This window comes from Sorangium sp. So ce176 (genome assembly GCF_051519835.1).
GTDB lineage: Bacteria > Myxococcota_A > Polyangia > Polyangiales > Polyangiaceae > Sorangium > Sorangium cellulosum_G.
The window spans coordinates 4,579,820-4,595,912 of sequence record NZ_CP150371.1 but is presented as its reverse complement, the minus strand read 5'-3'; the positions used below and the strand labels follow the sequence as shown (position 1 = coordinate 4,595,912).

At 71.9% G+C, this 16,093-nt stretch carries 9 protein-coding genes; 5 read left to right on the top strand and 4 right to left on the bottom strand.

Annotated features, from left to right (window positions below):
* Positions 1-62: 62 nt before the first annotated feature.
* A complete protein-coding gene (locus tag WMF42_RS17035; RefSeq protein WP_437693130.1) occupies positions 63-1,616 on the bottom strand; it encodes a carbohydrate porin in 1,554 nt (517 codons plus the stop codon).
* Positions 1,617-2,332: 716 nt separating this feature from the next.
* On the opposite strand from WMF42_RS17035, the gene pheS reads away from it, so the two are divergent.
* Positions 2,333-3,382: a phenylalanine--tRNA ligase subunit alpha gene (pheS, locus tag WMF42_RS17030; RefSeq protein WP_061606724.1), complete on the top strand. Its 1,050-nt coding sequence runs from the start codon at positions 2,333-2,335 to the stop codon at positions 3,380-3,382.
* 32 nt (positions 3,383-3,414) lie between these two features.
* Positions 3,415-5,907 (top strand): phenylalanine--tRNA ligase subunit beta, encoded by a 2,493-nt coding sequence (gene pheT / locus WMF42_RS17025; protein WP_437693128.1) that lies wholly within the window; start codon positions 3,415-3,417, stop codon positions 5,905-5,907.
* Positions 5,908-6,277: 370 nt separating this feature from the next.
* Here the strand turns inward: pheT and WMF42_RS17020 are convergent, their stop codons facing one another.
* Complete coding sequence (locus tag WMF42_RS17020; protein ID WP_437693126.1) at positions 6,278-6,679, bottom strand: hypothetical protein; 402 nt, start codon at positions 6,677-6,679, stop codon at positions 6,278-6,280.
* Between the two features lie 245 nt (positions 6,680-6,924).
* On the opposite strand from WMF42_RS17020, the gene WMF42_RS17015 reads away from it, so the two are divergent.
* A complete protein-coding gene (locus WMF42_RS17015; protein ID WP_437693124.1) occupies positions 6,925-9,456 on the top strand; it encodes a DUF4215 domain-containing protein in 2,532 nt (843 codons plus the stop codon).
* Between the two features lie 12 nt (positions 9,457-9,468).
* Here the strand turns inward: WMF42_RS17015 and WMF42_RS17010 are convergent, their stop codons facing one another.
* Complete coding sequence (locus tag WMF42_RS17010; protein ID WP_437693122.1) at positions 9,469-12,267, bottom strand: nSTAND1 domain-containing NTPase; 2,799 nt, start codon at positions 12,265-12,267, stop codon at positions 9,469-9,471.
* 340 nt (positions 12,268-12,607) lie between these two features.
* Here WMF42_RS17010 and WMF42_RS17005 point away from each other — a divergent pair, with 340 nt between their 5' ends.
* Positions 12,608-13,618, top strand: coding sequence for a hypothetical protein (locus tag WMF42_RS17005; protein ID WP_437693120.1), 1,011 nt, complete (start codon positions 12,608-12,610; stop codon positions 13,616-13,618).
* A gap of 84 nt (positions 13,619-13,702) precedes the next feature.
* On the opposite strand, the gene WMF42_RS17000 is transcribed toward WMF42_RS17005, so the two are convergent.
* On the bottom strand, positions 13,703-15,475 hold the full coding sequence (locus WMF42_RS17000) for a sigma 54-interacting transcriptional regulator (RefSeq protein ID WP_437693119.1): 1,773 nt from the start codon (positions 15,473-15,475) through the stop codon (positions 13,703-13,705).
* Positions 15,476-15,695: 220 nt separating this feature from the next.
* Here WMF42_RS17000 and WMF42_RS16995 point away from each other — a divergent pair, with 220 nt between their 5' ends.
* A complete protein-coding gene (locus tag WMF42_RS16995; RefSeq protein WP_061606718.1) occupies positions 15,696-16,049 on the top strand; it encodes a hypothetical protein in 354 nt (117 codons plus the stop codon).
* The last annotated feature ends 44 nt before the right edge of the window (positions 16,050-16,093 follow it).

Below are 16,093 nucleotides of genomic sequence, written 5' to 3'. Positions count from 1 at the left end.
CTTGCGTTTGTTAATTGTGTTGACGATGTCGCGCGGAGGAGCCCCGACGCTCCGTGACCGCGTCAGAAAGCCGGGCTCGCCTTGATGTTCCACTCGACGTTCAGGCCGATGAAGTGCTCCCACGCGCGCTGGCTGAACACGTCGTCTCGCGGATAGAGCGCCTTCGCGCCGTCGTCGCGCCGGGTGACGAGCCAGATGAAGCGGAACTGCGGGCGCTTGAGATCGCCCTTGCCGGCAGCGTTCAGGAACGGCACGAGCCCGAAGCGCACGACGCTCGCGTCGTGGTGGCTCGCTCCGGGCGACGCGCCGGGCGCCGCGGGGTCGGCCGGCGGCGGGACCCTCCCGCGCCGCTGCGCCTGGTACGAGCCCTCGACAGCGATACCGCCCCAGTCGCGCAGGTAGACGTGCGGCCGCACGACGAAGATGCCCTCGTCCAGATCGCTGAAGTCGAACGTGTCGCTCGCATTGCGGAACGAGCGCACGTACCCGGAGGCCATGAGGCCGAGCGGCCCCGCTTCGTAATTGCCGCTCAGGGTGACCATGAGCTCGCGCGCGCCCGACGCGGTGCCGTCCGGCGCGGGCTGAATCGGACTGCCGAACTCGCCGTACGCCGCGAGGTCGCCCGCATAACGGAGGAACAGGTGCAGGTGCCCGTTGTCCACGCCGGTGAACGGGCTGACCTGGGCGCCGATGACGTACCCGCCGTCGCGCGGCAGGTCCTCGAAGACGCCCGCCTCCGCCGTCTCCCGCCTGCCGGAGGGCGTCGTGTGCAGCTCGCCGTACAGGACGCCCTTGACGCCGCCCTTCTCCCCGACGGGAACTGTGTGGCTCGCCTTGAAGCTCGAGATGAGCCGCTGGCGATCGAGGACGTTGACGTTCGCCGTGCCGGGCTGGTTGAGCGCGGGCGGGCGCTCCACCGCCTGCTGGTAATACGGCGTGAGCGGCCGGTTGACGCCGGCGTGGACGGCGAAGTACGTGCGCTTCGAGGGCAGGTCGTAACGGACGCCTCCGCCCAGCGTGTTCAGCCAGTCGAGCGGCCAGAAATCGAGCAGCTCGCTGTTGTCACCGCGGTAGAGGCGCGAGCCGATCCACACGGAGAGCCCCTTGAGGCCGAGATCTCGCTCCTCGACGAAGGCGTTGCGGAGCGACATGTTGATGCTCCACGGCCGCGCGTTGTTGTAATGGAGGGTCGGGGCGTCCACGACCAGGCGGACGGCGACGCGCGTGGTGGCGCCCGTGGACTGCCAGTGATCCTGCCGCTCCAGGTCGAGCTGGACGAAGGTGGACTCGTCGAGGCGCGAGCCCCTCAAGACGATGTCGGCGTCGCGCGGCGCGTCCCCCGCGCCGTCCATGGCCGCGACAGCGCGGCCGACGCCGCCGAAGAAGAACCCGCTCTCCGGCACCTTCTCCTGCGGCGGCGTGCTGGGCTCTTCCTTCGTCACCGGCTGCTGGGACGGGGCCACGGGCTGCGCCGGCTCGGTGCTCTCGGCCGTGACGGCCGGCGCTCCCGTCGCGCCTTGCGCCTCGCCGGGCGAGGGCGTCACGGGAGGGGGCAGCGGCTGCGCGATCGCGGCCGCCGGGGCCGCGCAGAGCGCCGCGAAAGAGAAAAGGAACATGGGCTTCACGGGTTCGTCGATCTCGTGGCGAGCTGGCGTTGCACGAGCGCAGGCAGCAGGGCTGTCGCCAGGGCGCAAACCACCCTGATGAGCACACCTGATGTGGCCCGTTCATCGATCGGAGCGCGCACGGCGCCCCTGCGCGGACAGGCTCGTCCGCGCTCGTCCTGGTTCGTCCGCGCTCAGAGCAAGCGACGAGCCAGGGACATCAAGGCCCATCGAACGGCGTCATGACCCAGGCATTCTCAGCATCGTCGAGATGCGATTTCGATTCAGACGGACAGAGTCCGAGGGAGACGCGGTAAACCTCGAGTTGACATGGTTGACGCGATCGACAGCCGCGGTTGACGCGCGCCCGTCGCGACGAGCTCGCGGGTACGCCTCACACGAGCAGATCGATGCGGCGCGACGAGCGTCCATGGGAATCGGCGCCGGCGTCGGCGGCGGGCCGGCGCGCGGCGACGCTCTCTCGACGGAGCGGGCCGTCGCGAGCGGAGGGCTGTCAACCCGAGGTTGACCGCGTGGACATGGGGTGTTGCGCGCCGCGCGGCGCGGGGCTGCGTCGCCCGGGAGGGCTGCTCCGCCGGGGCGCGCGGCGCGGCTGCCGGCGCTGGACGCCGCGCGGGACGCACGCGCGACGTCCAGCGCGGGCAGGCAGGAGCTGCGCGGGACGTGACATCTTGCGTTGCCATGGCCTCTGAGGTAAGGGGGCGGCAATGAGTGGTCCCGAACTCGGCCGCCTCATCGACGAGGTCGATCGCACGGTGGACGTCCAGTTCGCCGCCATCGGCGATCTCGATGAGCTGAACCGCCTGTATGCCAGCCTGCTTGGGCGCCGCGGCTCGCTCAATGCGCTGATGAAGCAGCTCCCCGGGGCGGCGCCCGAGGAGCGCAAGCAGCTCGGCCAGCGGCTCAACGCCGTGAAGGGCCGCGTGGAGCGCGCCCGCGAGCTGGCCACCGCGCGGATCAAGCGGACAGCGCGCGACCTGGAGCTCTCCGCGCCGCCGCTCGATATCACCCTGCCCGGCCGCTGGCGCGCGCCGGGGCGGCCGCACCCGATCATGCGGACGCTCGACGAGATCGTCGATATCTTCGTCGGGCTCGGGTTCGACGTGGCCGAGGGGCCGCAGATCGAGCTCGCGCGCTACAACTTCGATCTCCTCGGGTTCCCGGCGGATCACCCGGCCATGGACATGCACGACACGTTCTACGTGGCCGGCGATCCCGGGCAGAACGTGCTCCTCCGCACGCACACGAGCCCGGTGCAGGTGCGCGAGATGCTCTCCCACCCTCCCCCGGTGATGATCGTCGCGCCCGGCGTCGTGTATCGCCGCGACGACGACGCGAGCCACAGCCCCATGTTCGTGCAGATCGAGGGGCTCGTCGTCGATCGCGACGTGTCGCTCGCCGACCTGAAGGGCCTGCTCGAGGTCTACAGCCGCCGGATGTTCGGTGAGAACACGAGGACGCGCTTCCGGCCGAGCTACTTCCCCTTCACCGAGCCGAGCGCCGAGCTCGACGTGTCCTGCCTCGTCTGCTTCGGCGCGAACCGCGCTTGCCCGCAGTGCAAGGGGACTGGCTGGCTGGAGGTGCTCGGGTGCGGCATGGTCCACCCGACGGTGCTCCGGAACGTCGGAATCGACCCGGAGGTCTACACGGGCCTCGCGTTCGGCATCGGCGTGGATCGCACGGCCAACATGAAGTTCGCCGTCGACGATATCCGCGCCTTCTACGAGAACGACGTCCGCTTCCTCGGAAGCCTCTAGCCGGCTCACCGCTCTCCGCAGGCCCGACTCCCATGCTGATATCCTACAAGTGGCTTCAAGAGATCCTCGGCGCCGATCCCGGCGTCGACGCGGTGACGTCGGCGCTCGGCCGCGGCGGGCTCGAGGTCGATCGCGTGACGCACGTCGGCGCCGCGCTGCGCCCTGTCGTCCTCGCGGGCGTCGTCGGCAAGCGGCCGCACCCGAGCAAGAAGGGCCTCACGCTGGTGCGCGTGGACGCGGGCGGCGCCGGCGAGGGCGTCGAGGTGGTGTGCGGCGCGCAGAACGTCCCGGACCCGGGGGCGCGGGCGCTCGTCTGTTACGCGCCCGTGGGGGCGCAGGTCGTCGACCGCAGCGGCGCGCTCGTCACGCTGACCGAGAAGGCGGTCGCCGGGGTCGCCTCGGCCGGCATGCTGTGCGCCGAGGACGAGCTCGGGCTCGGGTCGAGCCACGAGGGGCTCTTGACGGTCGAGGGAGGCCGCCCCGGGCAATCGCTGCTCGACTGGGAGCCGCGCCTCGAGGACTGGATCATCGAGCTCAGCGTCACGCCCAACCGGCCCGACGCGCTGGGCCACCTGGGCGTGGCGCGGGACGTGGCCGCGGTGCTCGGCATCCCGTTCCAGCCGCCGGCCGTCGCCACACCGCCGCACGACGTTGCTCGGGCCGCGCAAGCGTCGGTGGAGGTGCGCGACGGGGCGCGCTGCCCGCGGTATGCCGGCCAGGTGATCGAGGACGTCCGCGTGGGCCCCTCGCCGCTCTGGGCGCGGGTGCGGCTCGGCCGCCTCGGCGTCCGGCCGATCACCAACATCGTCGACGCGACCAACCTGGTGATGCTCGAGCGGGGTCAGCCGCTCCACGCCTTCGACCTCGACACGCTGCGCCTGCCGATCGAGATCCGGATGGCGCGGCCGGGCGAGGCGTTCGTCGCGCTCGACGGGCAGAAGCTGTCCTTGAACGAGGACGACCTCGTGATCGCCGACGCGGAGCGCGTCGTCGCGCTGGCCGGCGTGATCGGGGGCGCGGACAGCGGCGTCACGGCGACGACAACGCGGGTGTTCCTCGAGTCGGCGTACTTCGAGCCGCGCGGGATCCGCAGGTCGGCGCGCCGGTACGGCTTCCACACCGAGGCGTCGCACCGGTTCGAGCGCGAGGTGGACATCTCGGGCGTGCCGCTGTCGCGCGACCGCGCGAGCGCGCTCCTCTGCGAGCTCGCGGGCGGCGGGGCGGCGGGCGAGCCGATCGACGCGTACGTCGCGCCGCGCGCCCCGCGGCGGCTGACGCTGCGCCTGCCGCGGTACGAGCGCATCATCGGCGCCGAGGCGCCGGCGCGGACGCGCGAGATCCTCGGGACGCTGGGCATCTCGATCGTGGCGGAGCTCGCGGACCAGCTCGTCGTCGAGGTGCCGGCGCACCGGCCGGACATCGTCGAGGAGATCGACGTCATCGAGGAGGTCGCGCGCGTCGCCGGCTACGACAAGATCCCGAGCCGGCTGCCGCACGTCGCGGCGGCGCCCGCGGGCGCGAAGGGCGACTACCGGCTGCGGCGCAGGGTGCGCCAGATCTGCACCGGGATCGGGCTGCACGAGGCGGTGACGTACTCGTTCCTGTCGCCGCAGGAGCTCAAGGCGGCGCGGTACGACAGCGCGTCGCTGCTGCGACTGCTCAACCCGCTCTCCGAGGAGAAGTCGGTGATGCGGCCGTCGCTCGTGCCGGGGCTGCTCACTGTCGCGCAGCGGTCGCAGCGGTACAACGTGCCGCGGGTGCGGCTGTTCGAGGTGAGCCAGGTGTTCCTGGCGCGCCAGGGCGAGGCGGCCGGATCGAGCGCGGCGGAGGGCGCGGCAGGCGCGAACGCGGCCGGCGGCGCCGGGCAGCGGGCGCCTGTCGAGCGGCCGCCGGTCGACGAGCCGACGCGGCTGACGGTCCTCCTGGCGGGGCCGCGCGACAGCTACCTGACGCGGCCCGAGGACGTCGATTTCTACGACGGCAAGGGCGTTGTCGAGGCGGTGCTGGCGGAGCTCGCGGGCAGCGCGGCGCCGGCGTTCGATCTGGAGGGCGAGCCGCCGCCGTGGGCGCACCCGCGCAAGGGCGCGCGCGTGACGCTCGACGGCCGGGCGGTCGGGTACGTGGCGGAGCTGCACCCGGACGTGCGCGACGCGCTGGAGATCACGAGCGGGGTCGTGGCGGCGGAGCTCGACCTCGCGGCTGTCGCGGCGGCGTACAAGGCACAGGTGGCCGCGAAGCCGAGCCGGTTCCCGGCGATGCGGCACGACGTGGCGCTGCTCTTGCCGCTCGAGGTGCCGGCGGGCCAGGTCATCGACGTGCTGCGGAGCACGGCCGGGGAGCGCTGCGAGAAGGTCGAGCTGTTCGACAGGTACCGCGGGAGCGAGCTGCCGACCGGGACGCACTCGCTGGGGTTCGCGCTGTGGTTCAGGTCGCCGGAGCGGACGCTGACCGACGACGAGGTCGACAAGTGGACGAAGGCCGCGGTGGACGCGGCGAAGGCGCGGTTCGGCGCGCAGCAGCGCTGAGCTGAGGCGGCGGCGCCGGGCGGTGGATCCGGGCTGCCCGGCCCCCGGAGAGGGTGTTCGTCGGGCGGCGCGGGGCCCCTCGACGCGCTGAGCCCCAGAGAGGCAGCCGCCGCCGCAAACCGCCGCGCGGCTGCCCCGAACCGCTTCAGCGCCGCCCCGAACCGCTCCAGCGCTGCCCCGAACCGCTCCAGCGCTGCCCCGAACCGCTCCAGCGCTGCCCCGAACCGCTCCAGCGCTGCCCCGAACCGCTCCACGCCGCCGTCAAGCGCCCGAGACCCCCCGTGGATCCCCGGTCTGGAGCCCTTTTCGCCTCGAACCCCGGGGGGGGCCGAGGCGGGCTCCCCTCCCCGGACGCTCTCCGGCGTCCTCGTCACGCCGGAGGGCCTCCGGCCCCGCCGGGCTCGACAGGCGCGCTCTCGCAGAGGTCGATCGCCGTCTTGCACTTGCCGAACTGGCAATACCCGTGTCTCCCGAGCGCCGGATCCGGACATTCGACGTCCGGACAATCGGCGTTCGTCGTGCACGACTGGCCGGTCGCGGGCGTCGTCGCCATGTCCATGGCTCTATCGTAGTAGAAGGCGCACAGGGCCCCTGCATCGGGGTCGTGACTCCTGTCGTTCGCCTCCTGCAAGGCGCTCTTGTAGCGCTCGCTCTCCTCGAAGCACGGATGATCCCCCGCGAGATCGGCGGCCTCGACGCCCACGCCGCCCTCGCAACCCGCCTGCTGCGCCGTGCAGGTCTGCGGTCGCCGCGGCGCCCTGGGCCGGCACACGCGCGGCAAACCTTGCCTGCGAGGCAAAGATTGCCATCGCCGAGGTGCAGCGGCATGGCAAGGATTGCCATCGCGCCGACCCCGATTGCGCCCCGGAGCGCGGCGGTGCAATACCGGAGCGGACTGTCGGTCGCCGGGAGAGGAGACAGCGAGGGGACATGCGGGCAACGATGCGAAGACGGGGCGATGAAATGAGCGGGAGCGTCACGGGCCTTCCGCACGGCGGTTGGGCACCTCGTCACGCCGTGGCGATCGTGTTCGTGATGGCTCTGGTCGCCGTCACGGGCGCATGCCTCCAGGGCGGGAGACCTTGCGGCGAGAGCTTTTGCCCGATCGACCATGAGTGCCTCCGGCGCGACCCGAAGGACGACGAGAGCAAACCCGTGTGTGTTGCCCCCGGCCACCGCAACACGTGTGGCAACAGGGTTGTCGAGGAGGAGAACGACGAGGTCTGCGACGACGGCAACACGACGGACGGCGACGGGTGCAGCGCCGACTGCACGTCCCGCTGCGGCAACGGCGTCGTCGATGACGACGCCTCTCCGTTCGAGCTGTGCGACGACGGCAACACGGTGGACGGCGACGGGTGCAGCGCCGACTGCACGTCCGACGAGCGCTGCGGCAACCGCGTCGTCGATGCGGTGCGCGGCGAGGTCTGCGACGACGGCAACACGACGGGCGGCGACGGGTGCAGCGCCGACTGCACGTCCGACGAGCGCTGCGGCAACCGCGTCGTCGATGCGGTGCGCGGCGAGGTCTGCGACGACGGCAACACGATGGGCGGCGACGGGTGCAGCGCCGACTGCACGTCCGACGAGCGCTGCGGCAACGGCGTCGTCGATGCGGTGCACGGCGAGGCGTGCGACTGCGGCGCGGGCGGGATCGTCGCGACCGACCCGTCGTGCGGCGGTGAGCGGAACTCGAAGCTCCGCGGGTATTGCAGGCCCGACTGCAAGACACACTGCGGCGACGGCGCGCTGGCGCAGGATGAAATCTGCGACCCGGGGTTGCCCGTCATGACGTCTTGCGTCTCCCTGCGCTTCGATTTCGGCCGCCCTGGGTGCCTCAACTCCTGTGATGACCTGTCCACCACCCCGTGCGGCGCCTGGAACTGGCGTCGAGAGGATCCCGTTACAGGGGAAGGGTTGCGCGACATGTGGGGGAGCGGGATGCAGGATATCTTCGCTGTGGGGACTGGCGGCGAGATCCTGCATTACAACGGCCAGGACTGGCAGAGAATGCCGTCTCCCACGTCGGAAGAGCTATGGGACGTGTGGGGGAGCGGGCCCCACGATGTCTTCGCCGTGGGTACTGGCGGCGCGATCCTGCACTACGACGGCCTGGGCTGGACGGCCATGCCCTCGACCCCAGCGCATGGGCCGTTGTTCGGCGTGTGGGGGAGCGGCCCGCACGATGTCTTCGCCGTGGGGGGTGAAGGCACGATCCTGCACTACGACGGCCTGAACTGGCAACAGCAACCCGCGCCCATGTCGGACGTGCTGTTCCGCGTGTGGGGCAGCAGGTGGGACGATGTCTTCGCCGTAGGCAGCAACGGCACGATCCTGCACTATGACGGCCTGGACTGGAAGGCCATGAGCCCGGTCGCACCGGGGGTATCGCTGAATGACGTGTGGGGGAGCGCGTGGAACGATGTCTTCGCCGTGGGCAGCAACGGCACGATCCTGCACTATGACGGCCTGGACTGGACGGTCATGCCAACCAACACGCCGCATGCATGGTGGTTGGCCGTGTGGGGGAGCGGGCCGGAAGATGTCTTCGCCGTGGAGGATCAGTCCACGATGCTGCACTACGACGGCCAGAGCTGGCAGACGATGACCTTGCCCGCGGAGACCACGCTGTTGTATGGCATCTGGGGAAGCGGGTCGCGCGATGTCCTCGCCGTGGGTGATAGCGGCACGACGCTGCGCTACAACGGCCAGGAATGGCACCCCATGAAATCGACAGCGTCGGATTATCTGCTTGGCGTGTGGGGGAGCGGGCCGCACGACGTCTTCGCCGTGGGGCATGGAACGATCCTGCACCACGACGGCCGGGGCTGGGAAGACATGACCTTCCCCGCGTCGAGCAAGCTGTTGTCCGGCGTGTGGGGGAGCGGGCCGAACGATGTCTTCGCCGTGGGTCACGACGACACGATCCTGCACTACGACGGCCGGGACTGGGAGGACATCTCCCTGACCACATCGGCGGACTCGTTGCTTGACGTGTGGGGGAGCGCGCCGGACGACGTCTTCATCGTGGGTGATGACGGCACGATCCTGCACTACGACGGCCTGGACTGGGAGGTCACGAGCCCGCCATCGTCGGTGGATGGCTTGTCCGGCGTGTGGGGGAGCGCGCCGGACGATGTCTTTGCCGTGGGTGATCCGGACACGGCGCTGCACTACGACGGCGTGGCGTGGCACGAGATGACCTTGCCCACCTCGGAACGGTTGAGTGGCGTATGGGGCAGCGGACCGGACGATGTCTTTGCCGTGGGCGACGGCGGCACGATCCTGCACTACGACGGCCAGCAGTGGCGGGCCATGAGCTCGACCACGCTGGCAGACTTGCTCGGCGTGTGGGGGAGCGCGCCGGACGATGTCTTTGCCGTGGGTGAGAACGGCACGTTCCTGCACTACGACGGGATCTCGTGGCTCAAGCTCAATTCCACGACGGATCAATCCCTTTACGCGGGGTGGGACGCAGGAACTACGTCCCTCGTCGTCGGCAGCAGCGGATCCATCTACCGTCACACGCGGACGGCACCGCGGCGGTAGCCGCGGCGCCCGCTACTTCAATCTCTCGCCGATCTTCCCCGCTGTCCGCTCGATGAGCTGCTCCTGCTCGCGCTTGCTCTGCAGCACGGCCTCGGCCGCCGCCCTGGCCTTCCGCTCCTCCTCGGTGGCCTTCACCTCGGCCGCGCGCGCCTCGGCCTCGGACCGCTGCGCCGTGTCCCGCGCCGCCCGCGCCTCGCCCACCGCCGCGCGGGCGCGCTCGGCCTCGGCCTCGGCGCGATCCCGCGCCTCCTCCGCCTCGCGCTGCAGCTGCTCGGCCCGCCGCCGCTCTGCCTCGCTCTCCTGCCGCGCCCGCTCGGCCGCGCTCCGCTGCGCCGCCTCGCTCGCGAGCGCCTGCTTCAGCGTGTCCTCCCCCCGCCGGATCGCGTCGAGCTGCGCCGTGATCACCCCGTTCTGGCGGGTCAGCTTCACGATCCCCGCCCCCGCCACGCCGACGAGGATCGACAGCGCCGCGATGACCCCGGAGACGAGGCGGCGCCGCATTCGCCGCGTGTGGGACGCCAGCCGCAGCACCTCCTCGAGGAACAGCCGCTCCCGCTCGGGCAGCGCGCCCCTGTAGCGCTCGCGGAAGTCGCGCGCCTCCCTGGCCACCTTGCCGCGCCAGAGCGTGTCCGCGGCGCGGCCGCTCGCGTCCCAGAGCCGGGCCGCCGCGCGCAGCCGGTCGAGGAACACGGCGTCTTCCTGGTTCTCGTCGAGCCATCGCCTGAGCGTCGGCCACCGCTCGATGAGCGACTCGTGCACGAGCTCCACCGTGCTCTCCGCGCTGTCGCTCCCCTTCTCGATCGCCAGGAGCCGCCCGTCGGCGAGCAGGCCCACCACCCGCTCGATCTCGCCCGGGTCCCCGGGCAGCTCGCAGAGCTCGGCAAGGCTGGCCACCGCCCGCGTCCGCTCCGGCGTCACAAGGCGCTCCAGCACCGCCCGCGACAGCCTCGCCTGGCGCTCGCTCATCCCGGCCAGCAGCGTGTCCGCGTGGCTCGCCAGCGCGCCGGCCACGCCGCCGAGCGCCTCGTAGCTCGCCCGCGTGAGCAGCCGGCGCCCGCGGTCGCGCATCTCCCACAGCCTGGCCGCGGTGAACTGGAGCAGCGGCAGCGCCCCGCGCGTGGTCTCCAGCGCCTCGAGGATGCCCTCGACCATCGCCGGATCCTCGATCTCGTGCCTCGCCGCCTCCACCGGCTTCACCAGCGCCTCGCGCAGCCCCTCGCGCCCCATCGGCCGGAGGAACACGAGGCCGCGGAGCATCGCCGCCATGAAATGCTCGTGCTCCGTCAGCCGATCGAGGAAATCCGACCGCACCGACAGGACGACCCGGAGCGGCGAGGAGGCGTCGTCGGCGATCCCCTCGAGGCACGCGAGGAACGCCGCGCGCTCCTCGGCCGGCGCGCCGAGCGTGATGAGCTCCTCGAACTGATCGATGAACAGCAAGAGGCGCTTCTGCGCGCGGCCCGCCCACCCGCGCAGCGCGGCGCCGAGCAGGCCGGGCTCGGCGGGCAGCCGCTCGCTCAGGGCCGCGCGCGTCGATGCGCCGCCCTGCCCGGCGAGCTCCCGCACGTCGGTGCTCAGCGTCATGGCGGGGTGGCTGAAGAGCTCCGCGAGCGCCGCCATCGGAGCGCGCCCGGGCCGCAGGACGAGCGCCTCCCAGCCCTCGCCGGAGCGCTTGAGCGCCGGGATCACTCCGGCCCGCACGAGCGACGACTTCCCCACCCCCGACGCGCCCGCGATCGCGAGCAGCGGCTGGCTGCGGAGGCGCGCGACGACGCCCGCGAGGTCCTGCGCCCGGCCGAAGAAGCGGTCGGCGTCGGCCTCCTGGAACGACGAGAGGCCGGCGAACGGGCTCTCGTCGGCGCCGAGGTGGATCTCCCGGCGTCCGGGCAGGAGCGGCAGGAGCGCGGCCAACAGCTCCTCCGCGGAGGCGAAGCGCTCGGCCTTTCGCTTGCGCAGGCAGCGGTCGATGATCGCGCCGAGCGCGCCGACCTCCGGGTGGCGGGCGCTGACCTCGGGCATCGGCTCGTCGAGGCGCGGCACCCCGATGAGGTCCGGCATCCTGCACGGCGCGAGCGGGTGCGCCCCGAGCGCGAGCTCGTGGAGCATGATGCCCACCGCCCAGATGTCGCTGGACTTGTCGATCTCCTTCCCCGCCCACTGCTCGGGAGACATGTAAGGCAGCGTACCGACCAGCGCGCCCGTGCGGGTCAGGCGCATGTCCTCGGCGACGGGGCGCTCGGCCGCGAGGCTCGCCTCGCCCTCGCGCAGCGAGGCGACGCCGAAATCGACAACCTTGATCGCGCCCGAGGCGTCGAGCATGACGTTCTCGGGCTTCAGATCGCGATGAACGATGCCGGACGCGTGCGCGCTCGCGAGCGCGCGCACGACGGGGACCATCATCTCGACGGCCAGGCCGGGCGCGACAGGCGCCGCCCGCGCCCGGCCGGGGGCGTCGGCGGGCCGGCGCAGCTTCATCCAGGCGCGGAGGCTCTGCCCCTCGATGTACTCGAGCACCATGTACGGGAATCCGCCGTGCTCGTTGACCTCGTGGATCGTCACGATGTGCTCGTGCTTGCAACGCGCGGTGGCCTGCGCCTCGACGAGGAAGCGCTGGACTCCGATGCTGCTCAGCTTCGTGAGGAGCTTGATCGCGACGAGGCGAGCGAGCCGGAGATCGCGCGCCAGGAAGACGACCCCCATGCCACCCCGGCCGAGCTCGCGCAGGAGCTCGTAATGGCCGACACGATCGCCGGCCGACGGCGCCGGCCGGGCCTGCTCCGGGGACGACGGCTGGGGGGCCGTCGCGGGCATCGTCCGGGTCTCAATCATCTCGCGAGCGCACGCGACCACGCCGCGAGCATAGTACTCTTCCCGTGCGCGCATGTCCCCTTTCACCTCGCGGAGTACCTACGCTCCCCTGCCACACGGCCTCCCCTGGATCGCCCGCGCGGCGCGATCCAGGCATCCGACGGCACACCCCTGGCGCCGGCCCGCTCGGCAGGCCCCCAGTTCAATGTAGTCTGATCACGCACGCGCGCTCGATGTCGATCTCGACATGCGCGCGAGGTGACCAGCGAGCCTGGACTCGTGCTAGAGGCGTGCGCGAGCGGAGGTCCACGGACGCCCCGGAGGTGAGAGGGGCTCGGCTTTCATGACGACGACCCGCAAACGACACCCTCGAGTCGCGCTCTCCACAGCGCATCTCCTGCTGCCCATCGCCCTCGTGGCCGTGTGCGCTGCGCCCGCGCGAGCCCAGGCGCCGCTGCCACCATGGCATCAGGGCATCTCCGAGGAGCGGAAGCAGAGGGCACAGTCGCTCTTCGCCGAGGCGCGCGAGCTGCACCGGCGCATGATGCTGGCCGAGGCGCGGGCCAAATACGAGGAGGCGCTGGCTGCCTGGGATCACCCCGAGCTCCGGCTCTACCTGGGACGGGCGCTCAGGAGCATCGGTCTGCCGCTCCTCGCCCACGAGAACCTGCGCCTCTCCCTGCGCTGGGGGCCCGGCTCGCTCGACCCCGAGCTGGAGCAGGAGGCGCGCGCGGCGCTGCGGGCGCTCGTCGAGCGGGAGCTCGCCGCCATCGAGATCCGCTGTGACGAGCCGGGCGCCGTCGTGCTGCTGGACGGCCAGCCCTGGTTCGTCGGCCCCGGCGCCGAGCGCCGGATGGTCATGCCGGGAGAGCACGTCATCACGGCGAGAAAGAACGGCTATTTCACGGTCGTCAAGCCCGTCGTCGCGCTCGCCGGCAAAGAGGCCTCGGGCCAGCTCGCGCTGAGCGTCGACACAGTCGTCACCAGGCAGCGGTGGGCCGCCTGGATCCCGTGGGCGACGCTCGGGGCAGGCGCGGCCCTGGGCGTCGCGGGCGGCGTGCTGGCGTGGCGTGCCGAAGCGGACCACAGGGCAACCCAGAAGCGCCTCCAGGACATCTGTGGTTCGGGCTGCGAGCCGCTCGCCCTTGCCGCGGGCGGAGACAGCGTCCTCGAGAACCGGCTGGCGATCGGCGCCTTCATCGCCGGCGGAGCGACAGTGATCACGGGGACGGTCCTGCTCTTCATGAACAGGCCACAGTCGACCCGCACCGAGGATCGCGGCGGCGTGAAGGTCGAGCTCCGGCCCGCCGCGTCGCTCGACGCTGCGTGGCTGTCCGCTCGGTTCGTGTTCTGAGCCCGGGAGTCGGCGCGAATCAACGGCTCCGGCGAAGACCGGTATCCCTGGCAGCGGAGGCCCCCCGGGGGAGCCGAGCCCGCCTCAGGCGCTCCGCTTCCCCTCCCGCGCGGAGATGCCGTATTGCTTGAGCTTGAACGTGAAGGTGCGGACAGGCATCCCGAGGAGCGCCGCCGCCCGCTTCTGGACCCCGTCGGCGGCGTCGAGCGCCTGGCACATGCGCGTGCGCTCGATGTCCCGGATCTCCTCGGCGATCGGCTTGAAGCGGAGGGGCGCCGCGGCGGGCGGCGCCGACGGGTCCGCCGCGGGCCGCGGCGCGACGTCGAGCCCGGCGATGCGCTCGGGCAGACACCAGGGCTCGATCACCGGGCCGTCCGCCGTCGCGGCGGCGTACTCCATGGCGTTCTTGAGCTCGCGCACGTTGCCGGGGAACGGGTGCGCGAAGAGCGCGGCGAGCGCGGCCTCCGAGAGGTCGAGCGCGGGCCGCCCCGTCCGGGCGCACGCCTCGGCGAGGAACAGGCGGGCCAGGATCGGCAGCTCACGCCGCCTGTCCCGGAGCGGGGGCAGCTCGACGACAGCGGCGCTCAGGCGGAAGAGAAGGTCTTGCCGGAAGCGGCCGGCCTGGACCTCTGCCTCGAGATCGCGGTTCGTCGCGGCGACGATGCGGATGTCCACCTCGCGATCGCGCACGTCGCCGAGGCGCGTGATCCGCTTCACCTCGAGCGCGCGGAGCAGCTTGGCCTGCGCGCCGAGGGGCAGCTCGCCGATCTCGTCGAGGAAGACGGTGCCGCCGTGCGCCCGCTCCAGCAGGCCGGGCTTGGGCGCCCGCGCGTCCGAGAACGCCCCCTTCTCGTAGCCGAAGAGCTCGCTCTCCACGAGCGTCTCGGGGAGCGCGGCGCAGTTGAGCGTGATCAGCGGCCGCTGGGCCCGCGCAGACCAGTGGTGCACAGCGGCGGCGGCGTTCTCCTTGCCCGCCCCCGTCTCGCCGAGGACGAGGACGGGCAGATCGCTCGCCGCGAGGCGCCGGATCAGCTCGAACAGCCGGATCATGGCCGCGTCGGCCACCACGATGGTGCGCTCGCCGATGACGTGCTGGACGGCCGTCTCCGAGGCGGCGGCGATCGCCCCCGGCGCGGCGATCGACGCGGCGGTCCGGGCGCCCGCGAGGAGCGTCTCCGTGTCGCCGCCGTCGAACGGATAGGCCGCCAGCCCGCCGCGCGCGTCGGGGGCCAGCGGCGCGATCGCCTCGAGCAGGTGGAGCACCGCGGCGCGCGCCGCCTCGCCGCCGAGCTCGGGGAACCCGAGGGCCAGGTGAGAGGCCCCGTCCCAGGCGACCATGTCCACGAGCCGGAGCGCCGAGAGCGACCGCTGCTCGAGCGCCGTGCGCATCTGGACGGACCCGAGGGACACAACGGCCAGGCCGAACGGCCGCGCCGAGTCGGCGGCGCGCTCGATCTCCTCCTCGACGCGCCGGCGCAGCCGGCCCATGTCGATGAGCGCCCCGCCGCTGGACGACAGCTCGCGCCGGAGGATCAGCGTGGCATCGCCGATGGTGACAACGTCGCCGGAGCCGAGCGTGCGCGAGCCCTCGATGCGCTCGCCGTTGACGAGCGTCCCATTGTGGCTGCCAAGGTCGGTGATCCGGACCTCGCCGCTGGAGACGGCGATCCTGGCGTGCCGCCGGGAGACCGCGGCGGTGTCGAGCCTCACGTCGGCCTCGTCGCTGCGGCCCACGATGAGCACGCCGTCGTCGGGGAGCGCGCGGCGGTACGACGAAGAAGCGCCGATGACGAGGAGGTATGAACAGACTCCCCGGCTGTCCGGGGACTCCCGCAGCTCGAAGGTCTGAGTCGTCAACGGCGAGCTCGCAGGACCGCTCATGAGGCGGAGGCTATACCCGAAGTTCGAGCGCATGCAAGCAGCGAGCCGCCCGGGCCAACGCCGTGCCACAGCCGTTTCAGCGGCTCCAGCGCCGATGGATCGACCGACTCGCCCGCCGCGACGCACTTCCCTCCTTCGCCCCGGGAACCTTCTCCCCCACCGCATGTCAGCACCGCCATCGAAGGAGGTCCGCATCATGTCTGACGCGTTTCACATGGGCGGCTGGGGCATGTACCCGACGCTCGTCTTCGGGCTCCTGCTCCTCGCCGCATCCGTCCGTTACGCCATCTCGCCCGAGCGGCGCTTCGTTCCGCTCCAGATCAGCCTCGGCATCCTGACGCTGATGTCCGGCGGCCTCGGGTTCGTCAGCGGCACCATCAAGTCGCTCACGTACATGGGCGCGGTGCAGCCCGACGCGCGCTGGCTCTGGATGGTCGGCCTCGGCGAATCGCTCCACAACGTCGCCCTGGCGCTCTCGCTCCTCGTCCTCTCGTCGCTCGCCGCCACCGTGGGCGCCTATCGTTTCTCGCAGATGAACCCTGCGAGCTGACGCCCGCGCGCCGATCGCAGGCCGAACGCGCGGATCGCCAGAGA